Annotated in this window: 13 protein-coding genes; 8 read left to right on the top strand and 5 right to left on the bottom strand. The window is 62.6% G+C overall.

What is annotated here, in order from left to right; all coding sequences use genetic code 11:
- Positions 1-72 precede the first annotated feature (72 nt).
- Entirely contained in the window at positions 73-1,257 is a 1,185-nt protein-coding gene (locus tag BOP93_RS04810) for an MFS transporter (RefSeq protein WP_104501732.1), read from the top strand.
- Complete coding sequence (locus BOP93_RS04805; RefSeq protein WP_104501731.1) at positions 1,254-1,655, top strand: DUF4440 domain-containing protein; 402 nt, start codon at positions 1,254-1,256, stop codon at positions 1,653-1,655. The genes BOP93_RS04810 and BOP93_RS04805 overlap by 4 nt, the downstream gene beginning before the upstream one ends.
- 119 nt (positions 1,656-1,774) lie before the next feature.
- Here BOP93_RS04805 and BOP93_RS04800 read toward each other — a convergent pair whose 3' ends face one another.
- From BOP93_RS04800 to BOP93_RS04785, 4 genes are read right to left on the bottom strand one after another with little or no spacing between them, the layout of a single operon-like run.
- On the bottom strand, positions 1,775-2,635 hold the full coding sequence (locus BOP93_RS04800) for an efflux RND transporter periplasmic adaptor subunit (RefSeq protein WP_104501730.1): 861 nt from the start codon (positions 2,633-2,635) through the stop codon (positions 1,775-1,777).
- 10 nt (positions 2,636-2,645) lie between these two features.
- Entirely contained in the window at positions 2,646-2,846 is a 201-nt protein-coding gene (locus BOP93_RS04795) for a DUF1656 domain-containing protein (protein ID WP_057724643.1), read from the bottom strand.
- Positions 2,836-5,013, bottom strand: coding sequence for an FUSC family protein (locus tag BOP93_RS04790; protein WP_104501729.1), 2,178 nt, complete (start codon positions 5,011-5,013; stop codon positions 2,836-2,838). The genes BOP93_RS04795 and BOP93_RS04790 overlap by 11 nt, the downstream gene beginning before the upstream one ends.
- Positions 5,014-5,023: 10 nt before the next feature.
- Positions 5,024-6,535: an efflux transporter outer membrane subunit gene (locus tag BOP93_RS04785; protein ID WP_104501728.1), complete on the bottom strand. Its 1,512-nt coding sequence runs from the start codon at positions 6,533-6,535 to the stop codon at positions 5,024-5,026.
- Positions 6,536-6,765: 230 nt separating this feature from the next.
- Here BOP93_RS04785 and BOP93_RS04780 point away from each other — a divergent pair, with 230 nt between their 5' ends.
- From BOP93_RS04780 to BOP93_RS04755, 6 genes are all read left to right on the top strand, one after another.
- Complete coding sequence (locus BOP93_RS04780) at positions 6,766-8,961, top strand: hypothetical protein (protein WP_157943444.1); 2,196 nt, start codon at positions 6,766-6,768, stop codon at positions 8,959-8,961.
- A 74-nt stretch (positions 8,962-9,035) separates the two neighbouring features.
- A complete protein-coding gene (locus tag BOP93_RS04775) occupies positions 9,036-10,004 on the top strand; it encodes a LysR family transcriptional regulator (RefSeq protein WP_104501726.1) in 969 nt (322 codons plus the stop codon).
- Between the two features lie 212 nt (positions 10,005-10,216).
- Complete coding sequence (locus BOP93_RS04770; RefSeq protein ID WP_104501725.1) at positions 10,217-11,191, top strand: 2-hydroxyacid dehydrogenase; 975 nt, start codon at positions 10,217-10,219, stop codon at positions 11,189-11,191.
- A 193-nt stretch (positions 11,192-11,384) separates the two neighbouring features.
- Positions 11,385-12,287, top strand: a complete 903-nt coding sequence (locus tag BOP93_RS04765; RefSeq protein ID WP_104501724.1) for a chemotaxis protein CheV — start codon at positions 11,385-11,387, stop codon at positions 12,285-12,287.
- Positions 12,288-12,290: 3 nt separating this feature from the next.
- Positions 12,291-12,773 (top strand): GNAT family N-acetyltransferase, encoded by a 483-nt coding sequence (locus tag BOP93_RS04760; RefSeq protein WP_104501723.1) that lies wholly within the window; start codon positions 12,291-12,293, stop codon positions 12,771-12,773.
- A 109-nt stretch (positions 12,774-12,882) separates the two neighbouring features.
- Complete coding sequence (locus BOP93_RS04755) at positions 12,883-13,626, top strand: YkgJ family cysteine cluster protein (RefSeq protein ID WP_104501722.1); 744 nt, start codon at positions 12,883-12,885, stop codon at positions 13,624-13,626.
- Here BOP93_RS04755 and BOP93_RS04750 read toward each other — a convergent pair.
- Positions 13,604-14,413 carry a transporter substrate-binding domain-containing protein gene (locus BOP93_RS04750; RefSeq protein ID WP_104501721.1) on the bottom strand — a complete coding sequence of 270 codons (810 nt, stop codon included), beginning with the start codon at positions 14,411-14,413 and terminating at the stop codon, positions 13,604-13,606. The two genes, BOP93_RS04755 and BOP93_RS04750, sit on opposite strands and share 23 nt — an antisense overlap.
- Positions 14,414-14,525 lie beyond the last annotated feature (112 nt).

Here is a 14,525-nt window from a genome sequence, read left to right as displayed (position 1 = left end):
AGCAGGCAAACCGACGTAGCCCAAGCCGCTTATCGCGCCTACCCTGCCCGCTTCACTCGCAGGACCGCATTCATGACCTACCGCTCGAAAGTCGCCTGGATCTTTTTATTGGGCTTTGCCCTGGACTTGGTGAATATGTTTGTCGCCACGGTCGCTTACCCGGACATCGCCCGTGAACTGCACGCTTCGGTCACGCAGTTGGCCTGGATCAGCAACGCCTACATGCTCGGGCTGACCCTGATCATCCCCTTGAGTGTGTGGCTGGCGGCGCTGATGGGCGAACGCTCGCTGATCGCCATGAGCCTGCTGCTGTTCGCCGGGGCCTCGGTGATGGTCGGCCAGGCCGGTTCGATTGACACGCTGATCGGCTGGCGTGTCCTGCAAGGTCTCGGTGGCGGTTTGCTGATTCCCGTGGGGCAAGCCATGGCGTATCGGCACTTTCCTGTGGCCGAGCGCAGTTACCTGACGGCGCGGGTGATGTCGGTGGCCTTGCTGGTGCCGGCCCTGTCTCCGGCACTGGGCGGGGTCATTGTCGACAGCCTGTCCTGGCGCTGGATTTTCTACGCCAACCTGCCCCTGGCCTTGATCACCCTGGCGCTGGCCTTGCTGTGGATAAAACCTGATGTGCCCGTGAAGGTGCGTGCGACCCTGGACCTGGGCAGCATTGTCAAACAGCTCGCCAGCCCGATGCTGCGCGTAGCGATGCTGGCCTACCTGTGCATTCCCGGGGTCTTTATCGGCACCAGCCTGATTGCCATTCTGTATGTGCGCGGCCTCGGCTATGACGCCACCCAGACCGGCGCGCTGATGTTGCCGTGGGCCATGGCGTCGGCACTGGCGATTTATCTGAGCACGAAGCTGTTCATTCGCTGCGGGCCCAAACCCCTGCTGCTGGTGGGCATGGCGCTGCAATGCGGCGGTATCCTGTTGCTCAACCAGCCTGCCCTGATTATTCCGGCCTACACCCTGATGGGCCTTGGCGGCAGCCTGTGCAGCAGCACCGCGCAGACCCTGGCCTTTCTCGACATTCCCGCCGAGCGCATGGGCCACGCCAGTGCGTTATGGAATATCAATCGGCAACTGAGCTTCTGCATAGGCGCCGCCGTGCTCAGCGCAGTGCTCTCGGCCTTGGATTCTTTCGCCATAACCTTCACGATGGCAGCAGCCCTGACCCTGTTGCCCGTTTTCGCAGTGCTGCGCCTGGATGCGTCCCGCGTACACGCACTGCTTCACCCCTCCAGCGAGCCTGACCGATGATTGATTACAGCGATTTTTTTGAAGAAGTGATCCAGACCCACGTCGAGATCGAGCAATGGTTTGCCGGCGTTGCGCCCGAGGGCACATTGCAGAACTTGCTGGCGCGCTTCTCGCCTGAGTTCAGCATGGTTGCGCCTGCCACCGGCACGCGGGTCAATGCGGCAGGGGTCAACGCGCTGTTCACACGCCTGGGCGGAATGCGGCCGGGCTTGAAAATCACCTTGAGTGAAATGACCGGGATAGACCGGCACGCGCGCGGGGCCACGGTGACTTATCGCGAGCATCAGGTGGATGACAGCGGCACCCGCACGGATCGCCGCGCCACGGTAGTGTTCGAGAAGCAGGCCAGTGGCGCGCTGCTTTGGCGGCACTTGCATGAGACTTTTATCAAAGCCTGACGCGGTCAAAATGTGGGAGGGGGCTTGCTCCCGATAGCGGAGTGTCAGTCACTGAATCTATGACTTCATAACCGCTATCGGGAGCAAGCCCCCTCCCACATTTGAATCTCCCACATTTTTTAGTTTTGTGTTGGGTTGACGATAACGGTGCAGGTAATGCCTGCCGCCAACAACACACCTTCCGGCACTTCATCAATGTGGATCCGCACCGGCACGCGCTGGGCCAGGCGCACCCAGTTGAAGGTCGGGTTCACATCAGCGATCAGCTCGCGGCTCTCGGGGTTGTCGCGGTCGTAGATGCCACGGGAGATGCTTTCCACGTGGCCCTCGAGGGTCTCGCCGCTCATCAATTGCATATCAGCCGTGTCACCGACCTTCACGTGGGGCAACTTGGTTTCTTCAAAGAAGCCATAGACCCAGAACGAGTTCATATCCACCACGGCCATCTTCGCCTCGCCGATGCGCGCGTAGTCGCCGCGATGCACATTGAGGTTGGTGACATAACCGTCGACCGCCGCCACGACGTGGGTGCGTTTCAAGTTGAGTTCGGCGGCCTCCAGTTGCGCCAGGGCATGCTGATAGTCGGCCAGGGCCGAGTCGGCGATGTTGCTGGCGTCGTCGCGGTTTTCTTTGGAGATTACCAAGGCATCGAGGTCGGCGCGGCGGTGGGCGTTAACCTTGCGCATTTCCCAGGTGGCTTTGCGTGAAGCCACCAGCGACTGCGCCTGCTTGACCGCAATGCGGTAATGCTCGGGGTCGATCTGCATCAGCAGGTCGCCCTTTTTTACCAACTGGTTATCGCGCACCGGCACGTCGACCACTTCGCCAGTCACGTCGGCGGCAACATTGATGATATCGGCACGCACGCGCCCGTCGCGGGTCCAGGGTGTCTGCATGTAGTGCACCCATAACGTGCGGCCAATCCAGATCGCCAACGCCAGCACCAGCAGGGTTGCGAGCAGGCTGAAAAACTTTTTCATCGGGGCATTCTCAACGGTAGACGCTCAGCGCCAGGGCGCCGAACAGGCAAACGAACAGGCTCAGGCGCAGCAACGCCGGGTGCCAGAAAAACCGGTACAGGTCGAACCCGGCCAGGAAGCGGTCCAGGGCCCAGGCCAGGACGGCCGCGACCAGGAACATCAGGGTCATGGTCGGCATGTAAAGGCCGTGGAAGGCAATTTCACGGGGCATTTGCAGATCCTTTCAGCGCCGCCAACGGCGATTGCGGGTCCATCAATGAGGTGCGGATAAAGTGCAGGTAGCTCTTCACCCGGCGCAGGGCCGACGTGTCGAAGTGCGGCGCGAACGGTTCGTCGGTGGCCTGCACGCGGCTGATCGCATGGTCGACGGCGATCAGCCCGCGCTCCAGGTTGCTGGCGCTGGGTTGCAGGAACAACCGCACCAACGAGCGACCCATCACGCGGATCGCCTGGCGCCACGGCTGGGATTCGGCGTACGCCGGATGCACCGGCAGGATCGCCTGTTCCTTGCGCAACTCGATGATCGCGTGCCCCACCTCCAGCACCACAAACATCCAGCGCAGCAGGTCGCGCTGCACCCGCGGCTGGCCGGCGGCGAGGCCATAGGCCTGGTGCAGCAGGTCACGGGTGCGGCTTTCAAAGCTCGACGCCAGGCCCTTGAGCTTGCCGCTGATCGCGTACACCACTTGCTCGCGCAGGTCCTGCTCCAGGCGCTGCCACAGCCAGCGGCTGTTGGGCGGCAGGATGATCGCTCCGGCTGCCGCGCACACCAGCATGCCGATGACCATGGCGATGTAGTCGTTGATAAAGAGGTAGGGGTTATAGACCGTCAGGTTATCCGGCACCGAACCCGTGCTGAAGAAGATCAGCAAGCCCACGCCGACCCCAGCGTACTGCGGGCGGGAGGCGAGGAAGGCGCCGAAGATGATCACCGGCGCGAGCATCACGCACAGCAGCGGGAAGCCATCGATCAAGGGAAACACGAAGAACATTTCGACAAAGCCCACCAGCGCACCGATCAAGGTGCCGCACGCCATCTGGAAGGCCATGCGCTTGGGGTTGGGCGTCGCAGCGGACAGCCCGACCGTGGCGGCTGCGATCAGGGTCATGGTTGCACCACTGGGCCAGGCAGTGGCCACCCAGTAGCTGCCGAGCACGATCAGGATGAACGAGGCGCGTATACCGGCGGCAGCGCAGGCAAGCCAGTTGGTTTTCGGCGTATAGACCTCGTTCCAGTCTTCCCGTGCGTGACGGTGATCGGCCAGGGAGGCGTGGGTTTGCGCATAGTTGTGCAGGTCGTCGACAAAGCGGTACAACAACTCGTAGGCGGTATGAAAGTCTAGCTGCTCGGCTTCGGTGGGCTCGCCTTCCTGAAAGGTCGCGCGCAGGCTGCGCACCTTGGCGGGCAAGCTGTCCTTGTAGGCGCTGAGCAAATTGACCAGCCGCGCCGCGTCGGGGCTGGTCAGGGCGCGTGCGGAAAAACCGTCGAGCACTTCGGCCAGGTCCTGCAGGCCAGGCTTGATCGCCGCCGCCACATGATCGGCGGCGTCGGCGCGCAGTCGCGCCAGCAACTGATGCAAGGCGTTGAAGCGTGTGGTGAGGCTCATGAATTCGCTGTTAAGGCGACTGAGCCGCCCGTTGCGCCGACGCATGTGCGGGTCTTCGAACACGGTGACGCTGCGCAGGCCCTCCAGACCAACCGCTTCGGCGATAAAGCGCACGTTGGCGCTTTCAAAGGCTTCACGCCGGCTGCGTCCGCGCAGGCCGTCGGTGACAAACAGCGCGAACACCCCGAAACGTTGATAGAGCGCATTGCGCATCGCGGCGCTGGAGGTCTGTGGCAGGATCGCGGCGCTGACCAGCGTCGAGCAGAGAATCCCCAGGGAGATTTCCAACACCCGCCACACCGCCGCCATAAAGGCGCCGTCCGGGTGGGCCAGGGCCGGCAAACCGACCATCGCCGCCGTGTAGCCGGCGAGCACAAACCCGTAGGCGCGAAAATTGCGATTACGCGTGGCGCCGGCGGTGCAGATGCCCACCCAGATGGCCAGGGCGCCGAGGAACAGTTCGGTGTTCTGCGCAAACAATGCGATCAGCAGCACCATCACCGCAGACCCCGCCAGCGTACCGAGGAAGCGGTAAAAGCTCTTGGCAAACACCTGGCCGCTCTGCGGTTGCATCACGATAAACACCGTGATCATTGCGGTGCGCGGCTGCGGCAGTTCCAGGCGCATCGCCAGCCACAGGGTGAGGAATGCGGCGAGCAGCACCTTGAAGATATACACCCAGGTCACGCCATCGCTGCGTGCCCAGTCGAAAAAACCACGGCGCCACTCAAGGGCGTGCAGCCGGCGCAATGGTGCAGGCAAGGAGGTCATCGCCATTTACTCAGTGATCGAATACGGCCAGCGCCGCAGGAGTCTTGCTGGGGAAGGTCTTGTCGTTACGCGGAGTATCGTCGCCGGCACCGAGGCCACCGCCCAGGGCGGTGACCAGTTCGGCGTGGGCACTCAGGCGCGCGGCCTGAACCTGTTGCTCCATCTGCTGCTGACGAAACAGCAGGGTCTGGGCGTTCAGCACATTGAGGTAGTCGGTGAGGCCGCGTTGGTAGGCGATGGTGGCGATGTCGTAGGTTTTCTGCGCCGACGCCACCGATTGCGCGGCAAACGACGCCTGCTTGTCCATGGACTCGCGGCGGATCAACTGGTCACTGATGCCCTTGAGCGCATTGACCAGGGTCTGGTTGTACTGCGCCACGGCACTGTCATAACCGGCGCTGGCTTCACCCAGCTCGGCACGCAGACGCCCACCGTCAAAGATCGGCAGGGTGATTGCCGGGCCGACGTTGTAGTTGAATTTCTTGCCCGCCAGGAACGCCAGCATGCCGCCACCGGTGGCCATGTAACCGAGGCTGCCGACCAGGTCGACGTTGGGATAGAAGCCCGCGTGGGCGACATCAATACCCCGCGCCTGGGCCGCCACCTGCCAGCGACGGGCGACGATATCCGGACGCTGGCCCAGCAACTGCGCGGGCAAGGTCGAGGGCAACTTCAACGGGGCGGCAAGCGACAGGCTCGGGCGTTGCAGCTGCGCGCCCTGCCCCGGCCCTTTGCCGGCCAACGCCGCCAGCTGGTTGCGGCTCAGGGCGATTTGCTCATCGAGCGCATCCAGTTGACGGTGGGTTTCCGGCAGTGGGGTTTCGGCCTGGCTGACCTCCAGGTGCGTGCCGATCCCGGCGTTCAGGCGCTTGTTGGCCAGATCCAGGATCTGGTGTTGCTGGGCCAGGGTGGCCGCGACGATATCGCGCTCGGCGTAGTGCAAGGACAACTGGATATAGACGCGCACCAGGTTGTTCTGCAGCTCGAGCTGGGCCTGGCGCGCCTGGGCGACACTCATATGGGCCAGGTCGACGGCACGCTCGGTGGCATTGCTTTCACGGCCCCACAGGTCGAGGGCATAACTCAAGCCCAGGGACGCGTTATTGTCCCACGTGTTCGCACCGCTCAACTCGCCGGGGCCGTAAAACTGATCCTTGGGCCAGTTGTGGCGTTTGAGCGTGGTGTCGCTGTTGATCTGCAGGGACTCTGCCGACTCGGCCACCCCGGCCAGCGCGCGCGCTTCACGCACCCGTGCGGCGGCCACGGCCATACTCGGGCTGTCTTGCGTGGCGAGTTCAACCCAGCGGTTGAGCTGCGGATCGCCGTAGGCTCGCCACCATTGCGCGGTGGGCCAATGGGCGTCGCTGGCGGCGCTCTGGATCGCTTCGTCGGTGGCCAGATCATTGGCGTCCAAGGCCTGGCCCCGGGGGCCGATGCCAGAGGTTCCGATGCAGCCGCTTATTGCTAACGATAAGGCCCAAACACTGAGAGTCTTCAGCTCTCTGCTGATGCGACGCGGCACGGCTTGCGAATTCCTGAGGTGGTTGACGCGGGGAAAGTGGCGCAATTCTAGGGGGCACGACCGGGAACGATAAGCGGGCATTCCTGTGAATCTTTGTTACCGTTCCGACGATAATCCAAGTGGGGCCTGCACGGTTCAGACGGTTTTCCAGAGACCCAAGAACTCCTCCTACATCGCCCTGCATTACCAGCCTTCACAATCCTGAGCCCGTCCGGCCTCAGGAACATCCGATGCTTCGCGTCCACAGCCCAGTGTCGACTCATCCGCCCCTGTATGACACCGCCGCAGTGCTGCACAGACAATTGCGCATGAATCCCCGGGCTTTGAGCCCCGGCACGCTACCCCTGCAGAGAGATGTACGCTGGATCGCCGACCACATAGTGGAAAAGCTGGAACCGCTTGGCGGCGATCAACGCCACCGGCTCGCCATCGAGGCGCTTCACCAGCGACTGTGCAACAGCGAACAACAGTTGGAACTGTCGGCCAATGAGCTACCGGGTTTCTACGCCTTCTTCAAAAAGGCCGAACATCTGCTCAAGCAACATCGCACCCGCCAACACCCGGATATCGAGGCGGACTACACACTGTGCCGCGCCTTGAAATGGCAGTTTCGCGCAGCGATCAGCGACGGCCGGCATCAACGCCTGACGCAACGGTTACTGACGTCGCTGGCCTACGTGCGCAAGGGTGGAGAACGCAGCAACCATCGTCATATCGGCATCGACTACCCATTGGAGTCAACGCGCCAGCTCAGTGCAGGCCCGCACCTGGCCATCGACTCGCACCTGCACACCGGCCCGGACCAGCGGGCTCACAGCACCCGTGTGATCGCCCTGCAAGGCAAACTCAAGTCCACGCTGACGGAACTGAGTGAGGGCCGGTCTGAGCAGCACCTCAGCCTGGGACATGTGATGTCCCGCACGTATGCCAGCCTGGAGCATTACGCCGACAGCCGCAGCGGCTCGCTACGCACGTCGCTGAGCGAAAGCATCGGGCGTACGCTCGGGCAATTGCGCGAGCAGGTGAGCGACCATCGCCACCTGCATCGACACCGGGCCTATTCGGCGCTGAGCCAGCCCTACGTTCGCCAGGCACTGGCGCATGCAGGCCTGGCCGCAGTGGAATTACCCGTCCTGCACCCGCCCTCGGCGCCGATCATCCGCGAAAAAGGCATCGCACTGACTGTACACAGCAAGGTGGCGATGGATTTTTTCAGCGTATTGAACGTGAATTCCACCCTGACGCTGACCCTGCAACGCACCCGCCTGAGCAAAGTGCTGGATATCCTCGGCCTGCACGACATGGCGCCGACCCTGGCGCTGCAACACATGGCCGGTTCCAAACGCCAGGACGACGATGCAGTGACGCTGCTCACTGCGATGAACACCCACGTGGCCGACAGCAGCCGGCGGTTCACCCTGCGGGCCAGTGCGCGCCTGCCGGCATCCGCATTGAACCGCGGCCTGAGCGCAGACCACCGACACGCCTGCTCGCTGCTGGAACGCTATGTGCGGCTCAAGGCCAACTCGCGTATCGATCCCGAGCAGGACAACGCCATTCGGGCCCTGATCGATCAACATCGCGTATTGCTTCGACCCGATTCGTTAAAGGTGTACACGCTCACAGCCCCCTCCCGGACGCTGAGCGGCTCGTCCGGCATCACGGCGTCGTCACAGGCAGGCAGCGGCAAAGGGGTGACGATTGAAATCAGCCACCGCAAACGCGATGACCCGCATCTGAGCGGCGATTACCTGACGATCGACATCGCCCCGCTCAAACCAGCCGATGCGCTGAAAAAAAGCCTGCGCCAGGCGTTGTCGGCGATTGGCGAGCAGACCTTCGAGTGGGACCACCTGATCCGCTCGATCAGCGAGTCGCTGCTCAACCCCGCCAAGCCGCCGCACACTCAGGTGCTGGTTAAAATCAAGTACGGGGAGCCGGTGATCCTGCTCACCCGGCATACGGTGAGCAAAGCGCGTGACCTGACGCTGCCGGCTCCAGTCAAGCAGCACAGCGGCCTCGACCTGCAGTCCTTGCGCACCCGGCAGGCCTTGCGCAAGGAGCAAGTGGGCAACCAATCCCTGGACCATCTGCTGCCAATAGCCCGGAACTGCCTGCAATCGCTCGGCCAACCACCCGCCTGGGACGCTTACCTGCAGCAGCACGCCGATGACATTCAGGCACTGCTCGACAGGATCGGCGAGCAACACCCTGGCACGGTGCTGAGTAGCGAACTCGACGCGCTCAAGCGCATCAGTCCGGCGCTCGCCTCGGCGGTTGAACGATTGACCCGGCAGGCGCGCACCGCCACTGCGGCCCCCACGCTTGAAAACCGCAGCAGGGCGCTCGCGGCGTTCAATCAGATGCTAGCCGCCTACCTGCCGCACTATGAGGCAAAAGTCAGTGAGGCCTGGACCCTGTCCTGAAGCGCCGGGCCGAGCAGATACACACCTGCGCGCAACTTCATGTCACAATTTGCCATCTCCCTTGAGAACACCCCATGGACACCTTGCAAAACATGCGCGCGTTCAGTTGCGTTGCAGAGGCCGGCAGCTTTACCGCCGCCGCTGTGCAACTGGACACCACCACCGCCAACGTCTCGCGCGCGGTCTCAAACCTTGAGGCCCACCTGCAAACCCGCTTGCTCAACCGCACCACCCGCCGCATCGCCCTCACAGAGGCGGGCAAACGCTATCTGCTGCGCTGTGAGCAGATCCTCGCCTACGTCGAGGAAGCCGAAGCAGAAGCCAGCGACGCCCACGCGCGCCCCGCCGGGCAATTGAAAGTGCACACCATGACCGGTATCGGCCAGCATTTCGTTATCGACGCGATTGCCCGCTATCGCCGTACCCACCCTGACGTGACCTTCGACCTGACCCTGGCCAACCGCGTGCCGGACCTGCTCGATGAAGGCTATGACGTGTCCATCGTCCTGGCCAGCGAACTGCCGGATTCGGGTTTCGTCTCGCAACGCCTGGGCATCACCTACAGCATTGCCTGCGCCTCGCCGGAGTACGTCAAAGCCAAGGGTTGCGCACAACGGCCCCAGGATTTGCTCAACCATGCCTGCCTGCGCCTGGTCAGTCCGGTGATCCAACTGGACAAATGGACCTTCAACGGCCCGGAAGGCCAGGAAAGCGTCGCGATCAACACCTCGCCGTTCCTGGTGAATTCGGCCGATGCGATGAAAACCGCCATCACCAGCGGCATGGGCGTCGGCCTGCTGCCGGTGTACGCCGCCATCGAAGGGCTGCGCAACGGCACGCTGGTGCGCGTGATGCCGACCTACCGTTCCCAGGAGTTGAACCTGTACGCCATCTACCCGTCGCGCCAATACCTGGATGCGAAGATCAAGACCTGGGTGGAATACCTGCGCGGTTCGCTGCCGGAAATCCTCGCGGCGCACCAGGCGGAGCTGGTGGCGTATGAGTTGAGCGGTGGTTTGGGTGGCGTGCGGATGGCGAACTGATTCTGCCTGACCACACGGATCAACTGTGGGAGGGGGCTTGCCCCCGATAGCAGTGGGTCAGTTTGAGCATCTTTGACTGACACACCGCCATCGGGGGCAAGCCCCCTCCCACATTAAGAACCTGCCCACTTTAGAGCTGCGGTGTCCTGACAATCAACGGCGGGAATGTTAGCGTGCCAGGCATTCTTTCGTCGTCGATGAGCCCGCCAGCCATGAAAAAGACTGTCCTCGCCTTCAGCCGTGTCACGCCGCAGATGATCGAGCGCCTGCAACAGGATTTCGAGGTGATCGCGCCCAATCCAAAGCTGGGCGACATCAACGCGCAATTCAACGAAGCCCTGCCCCATGTCCATGGCTTGATCGGTGTGGGCCGCAAGCTGGGCCGTGAACAGCTTGAAGGCGCGCGCCAGCTGGAGGTGGTGTCCAGCGTGTCGGTGGGCTACGACAACTACGATGTCGCGTACTTCAATGAGCGCGGGATCATGCTCACCAATACCCCTGACGTGCTCACCGAAAGCACCGCCGACCTGGCCTTCGCCCTGTTGATGAGCAGCGCGCGCCGCGTGGCCGAGCTGGATGCCTGGACCAAGGCCGGCCAGTGGAAAGCCAGCGTTGGCGCACCGTTGTTCGGCTGCGATGTGCACGGCAAGACACTGGGCATCGTCGGCATGGGCAATATCGGCGCAGCCGTGGCCCGGCGTGGGCGCCTGGGCTTCAATATGCCGATCCTGTACAGCGGCAACAGCCGCAAGAACGCGCTGGAACAGGAACTGGGCGCACAGTTTCGCAGCCTCGACCAGTTGCTGGCCGAGGCGGATTTCGTCTGCCTGGTAGTGCCCTTGAGCGACAAGACCCGTCACCTGATCAGTCGCCGGGAGCTGGCGCTGATGAAGCCCGGTGCCATCCTGATCAACATCTCCCGTGGCCCGGTGGTGGACGAGCCGGCACTGATCGAAGCCCTGCAAACCCAACGCATTCGTGGCGCCGGGCTGGATGTGTATGAAAAGGAACCGCTGGCCGAGTCGCCACTGTTCCAACTGAGCAATGCGGTGACCCTGCCGCACATCGGTTCGGCCACCGGCGAAACCCGCGAAGCCATGGCCAACCGCGCGCTGGACAACCTGCGCAGCGCCTTGCTCGGACAGCGCCCCCAGGACCTGGTGAACCCGCAGGTGTGGAAGGGCTGACAGAAATCCAATGTGGGAGGGGGCTTGCCCCCGATGAGGGAGTGTCAGTCAGCACATCTTTGACTGACACACCGCCATCGGGGGCAAGCCCCCTCCCACATTGGGACTCGACAAAAATCCGGTTAAAGCCCAGGCCCCTCAAGTCGATAACCTTCCATAGAAGATCGTCATCCCTGATCCCCAGAAGGTTTTTATGTCCACCACCAAAGCCCGCGCAGACTCACTCTCGCTTCTGCTCTTTACCTTGCGCAGCGGCAAGCTGATGGCGATCAACCTGCTGAAAGTCAGCGAAATCATCCCCTGTCCGCCGCTGACCAAACTGCCGGAGTCGCACCCCCACGTCAAAGGCATTGCCACGTTGCGCGGTAACTCGTTGGCCGTGATCGACCTGAGCCGCGCCCTGGGCGAGATGCCGTTGCTGGACCCGAACGGCGGCTGCCTGATCGTCACCGATGTCAGCCGCTCCAAGCAGGGCTTGCATGTGCAGGCGGTGAGCAAGATCGTGCATTGCCTGACCACCGACATTCGTCCGCCGCCCTATGGCTCCGGCGGCAATCGCGCGTTCATTACCGGGGTCACCCAGGTGGAAGGTGGCCTGGTGCAAGTGCTGGATATCGAAAAAGTCATCCATGCCATCGCCCCGGCGCCGATTGAAGTCGCGCCGACCGACCTGACCATGGAAGAAGCCGAAGTCCTCGGCAATGCGCGCATTCTGGTGGTCGACGACAGCCAAGTGGCGCTGCAGCAATCGGTGCACACCTTGCGCAACCTCGGCCTGACCTGTCACACCGCGCGCAGTGCCAAGGAAGCCATCGATGTTCTGCTGGAACTGCAAGGCACCGGCGAGCAGATCAATGTGGTGGTGTCGGACATCGAAATGTCCGAGATGGACGGTTATGCCCTCACCCGCACTTTGCGCGAAACCCCGGACTTCCAGCACCTCTACATATTGCTGCACACCTCCCTGGACAGCGCGATGAACAGTGAGAAAGCGCGCCTGGCCGGTGCCGATGCGGTGCTGACCAAGTTTTCCTCCCCTGAGCTGACCAAGTGCCTGGTGGTCGCTGCGCAAACCGTGGCGCAAAAGGGTTTGTAAGCCTTGGCGGAGTATTTCCAGCTGCTGCGTCGCGATCTCACCGGTAGCCTGCCCGCCCCGCAGTGGCCGGTCGGTACGCAACTGGATCACTACCGCGATGAATTGGCCCCGGCCATTCACGCGGTATTGCGCATGACCCAGGATCAGGGCGGTGGCCGTGTGGTGAGCCTTGAGCCGTGGCGCCGGCAATTCGTCACCGATGCCGAGTTCGACCCCAGGCTGTGCCTGGTGGCCAGCAATGCCGATGGCATCCTCGGCGTGGCCGTCTGCTGGACCAGCGCCTTTATCAAGAACCTCTCGGTACACCCCTGCGCGCAGGGCCAGGGGCTGGGCCGGGCGTTGTTGCTGCATGCCTTCCACGTGTTCAAGCAGCGTGGCGAACCTTACGTGGATCTCAAGGTGCTGGAGCGTAATCTGCGCGCGCGGCAATTGTATGAAAGCGCAGGCATGGGCTTTGTCCTGCGCGACGTGGTTGCCGCGGACTGACGTTCACTGGCGCATAACTTGCTTCCAGATAGGCCAAGCGGTGAACAGAGGTCAAAACCCGTCACCGCTCACGCTTGCCTTCTGACCTTGCCTGGTGACAGATCACGCCATGAACACTCACTTTTCCTGCGTAGGTTGCGGCAAATGCTGCTCCGATCACCACGTCCCCCTGACCCTCGAAGAAGCCCGTCACTGGGCGGCGGACGGCGGTAACGTGATCGTGCTGGTCGAGGGTTTTCTGGCCAGCGGCCTGGGGTTGCCCCAGCAGCAACGTGAACATGCCGAGCGCCGTTCAGTGGTGGTCCCCAGCGGCAATACCGAGGCCTTTGTGGCAATCACCTTCGCCGCGTACAACGCCGGGCGCTGCCGGAATCTTGACGAAGACAATCGCTGCCGCATCTACGAACGACGCCCGCTGGTGTGTCGGATCTATCCGATGGAGATCAATCCGCATATCCCGTTGAACCCGAGCGCCAAGGATTGCCCACCGGAGTCGTGGGAACAGGGACCGGCGTTGATCGTTGGTGGTGAGTTGATGGACGCTGAACTGGCTGAACTGATCCGCCGTTCGCGCCAGGCCGACCGTGATGATGTGCACACCAAGGAGTCCGTGTGCGCCTTGCTGGGCATTCGTACCGCGGCGCTCAAGGGCGACGGGTTCACCGCGTACCTCCCGGATATGCAGGCGTTCGCCCAGGCCATTGACGCGGCGACTGCCCAGCCGGCGCCGGCCAATCAGTGGGTGTTTCATGTGTCCGCCATGGACATTGCCGAACAACTGCTGGACGCCGGCGCGCAGATTGCCACCGAGGTGCCGGCCAATTACGCGTTTATCCCGTTGCGGGCGGCCTGAGCGTCGCTGGATCAATAGGGGTTGTGTCGAGGCGGTAGGGCTGGAGAATGCGCTGGTATTCGCCGTTTTGCTTGAGTTGCTCCAGGGCGCGGTTGAGCTCGGTACGCAGGACGGTATCGGTCTTGCGTAAGGCAATCGCGACACTGCTGCCCAACAGCTTGGACAACACCGGGGAGCCCATGAAAGCGAAATCCATACCTTCGGGCTTGTCGAGCAGGGCTTCGCGGATTTCCACCGCGCCTTGCAGGGTGGCATCGATCTCGCCCGCGAGGAGGCTGCCCACCAGTTGGTCATTGAGCCAGAAACTCTTGATGTACACGCCCGAAGGCGCCCAGCGTGACAGGGCAAAGGCTTCCCGGTTGCTCCTTAACAGAACCCCGACACGCTTGCCCTTGAGTGACTGCCTGTCCGGGCTCAAGCCTGAATCCCTGTGTGCCACCAGGCGCGTGGTGATCGGGTAAAGATCATCGCTGAAATTGACCCATTGCTGTCGGCTCGAGGTCGGCGCCATCCCCATGATCGCGTCAAATTGCCGGGCGTCGAGGGCGGGAAAATTTTCCATGACGACCTGGTCGACCCAGGTGCACTGCACATTGAGCTGCACGCACAAGGCGTTCCCCAATTCGATATTGAGCCCCACCAATTGCCCTTGCGGGTTGCGGCTTTGAAAAGGCGGGAAATGCGCCGCGACGGCGAAGCGGATTTCGCGTCGCGGCGGCTCGACGGCGACCACCGCCGCCACCGACAGCAGGAGGGCAAGCGTCACACAAAGGTGTATCAGGGCCACGGGAAACGTCCTTTTCCAGAGAGAGCGGCATCGCCATGTCCCGGTACAGCTGATCAGGGCATGGCGATGCTGGGCAAGCTTTCAAGAAACGGTTGCGGACCTACAAGCAGAA

The organism is Pseudomonas orientalis, from assembly GCF_002934065.1.
GTDB lineage: Bacteria > Pseudomonadota > Gammaproteobacteria > Pseudomonadales > Pseudomonadaceae > Aquipseudomonas > Aquipseudomonas orientalis_A.
The sequence above is the reverse complement of the archived record's forward strand: the minus strand, read 5'-3'. Positions and strand labels throughout refer to the sequence as shown.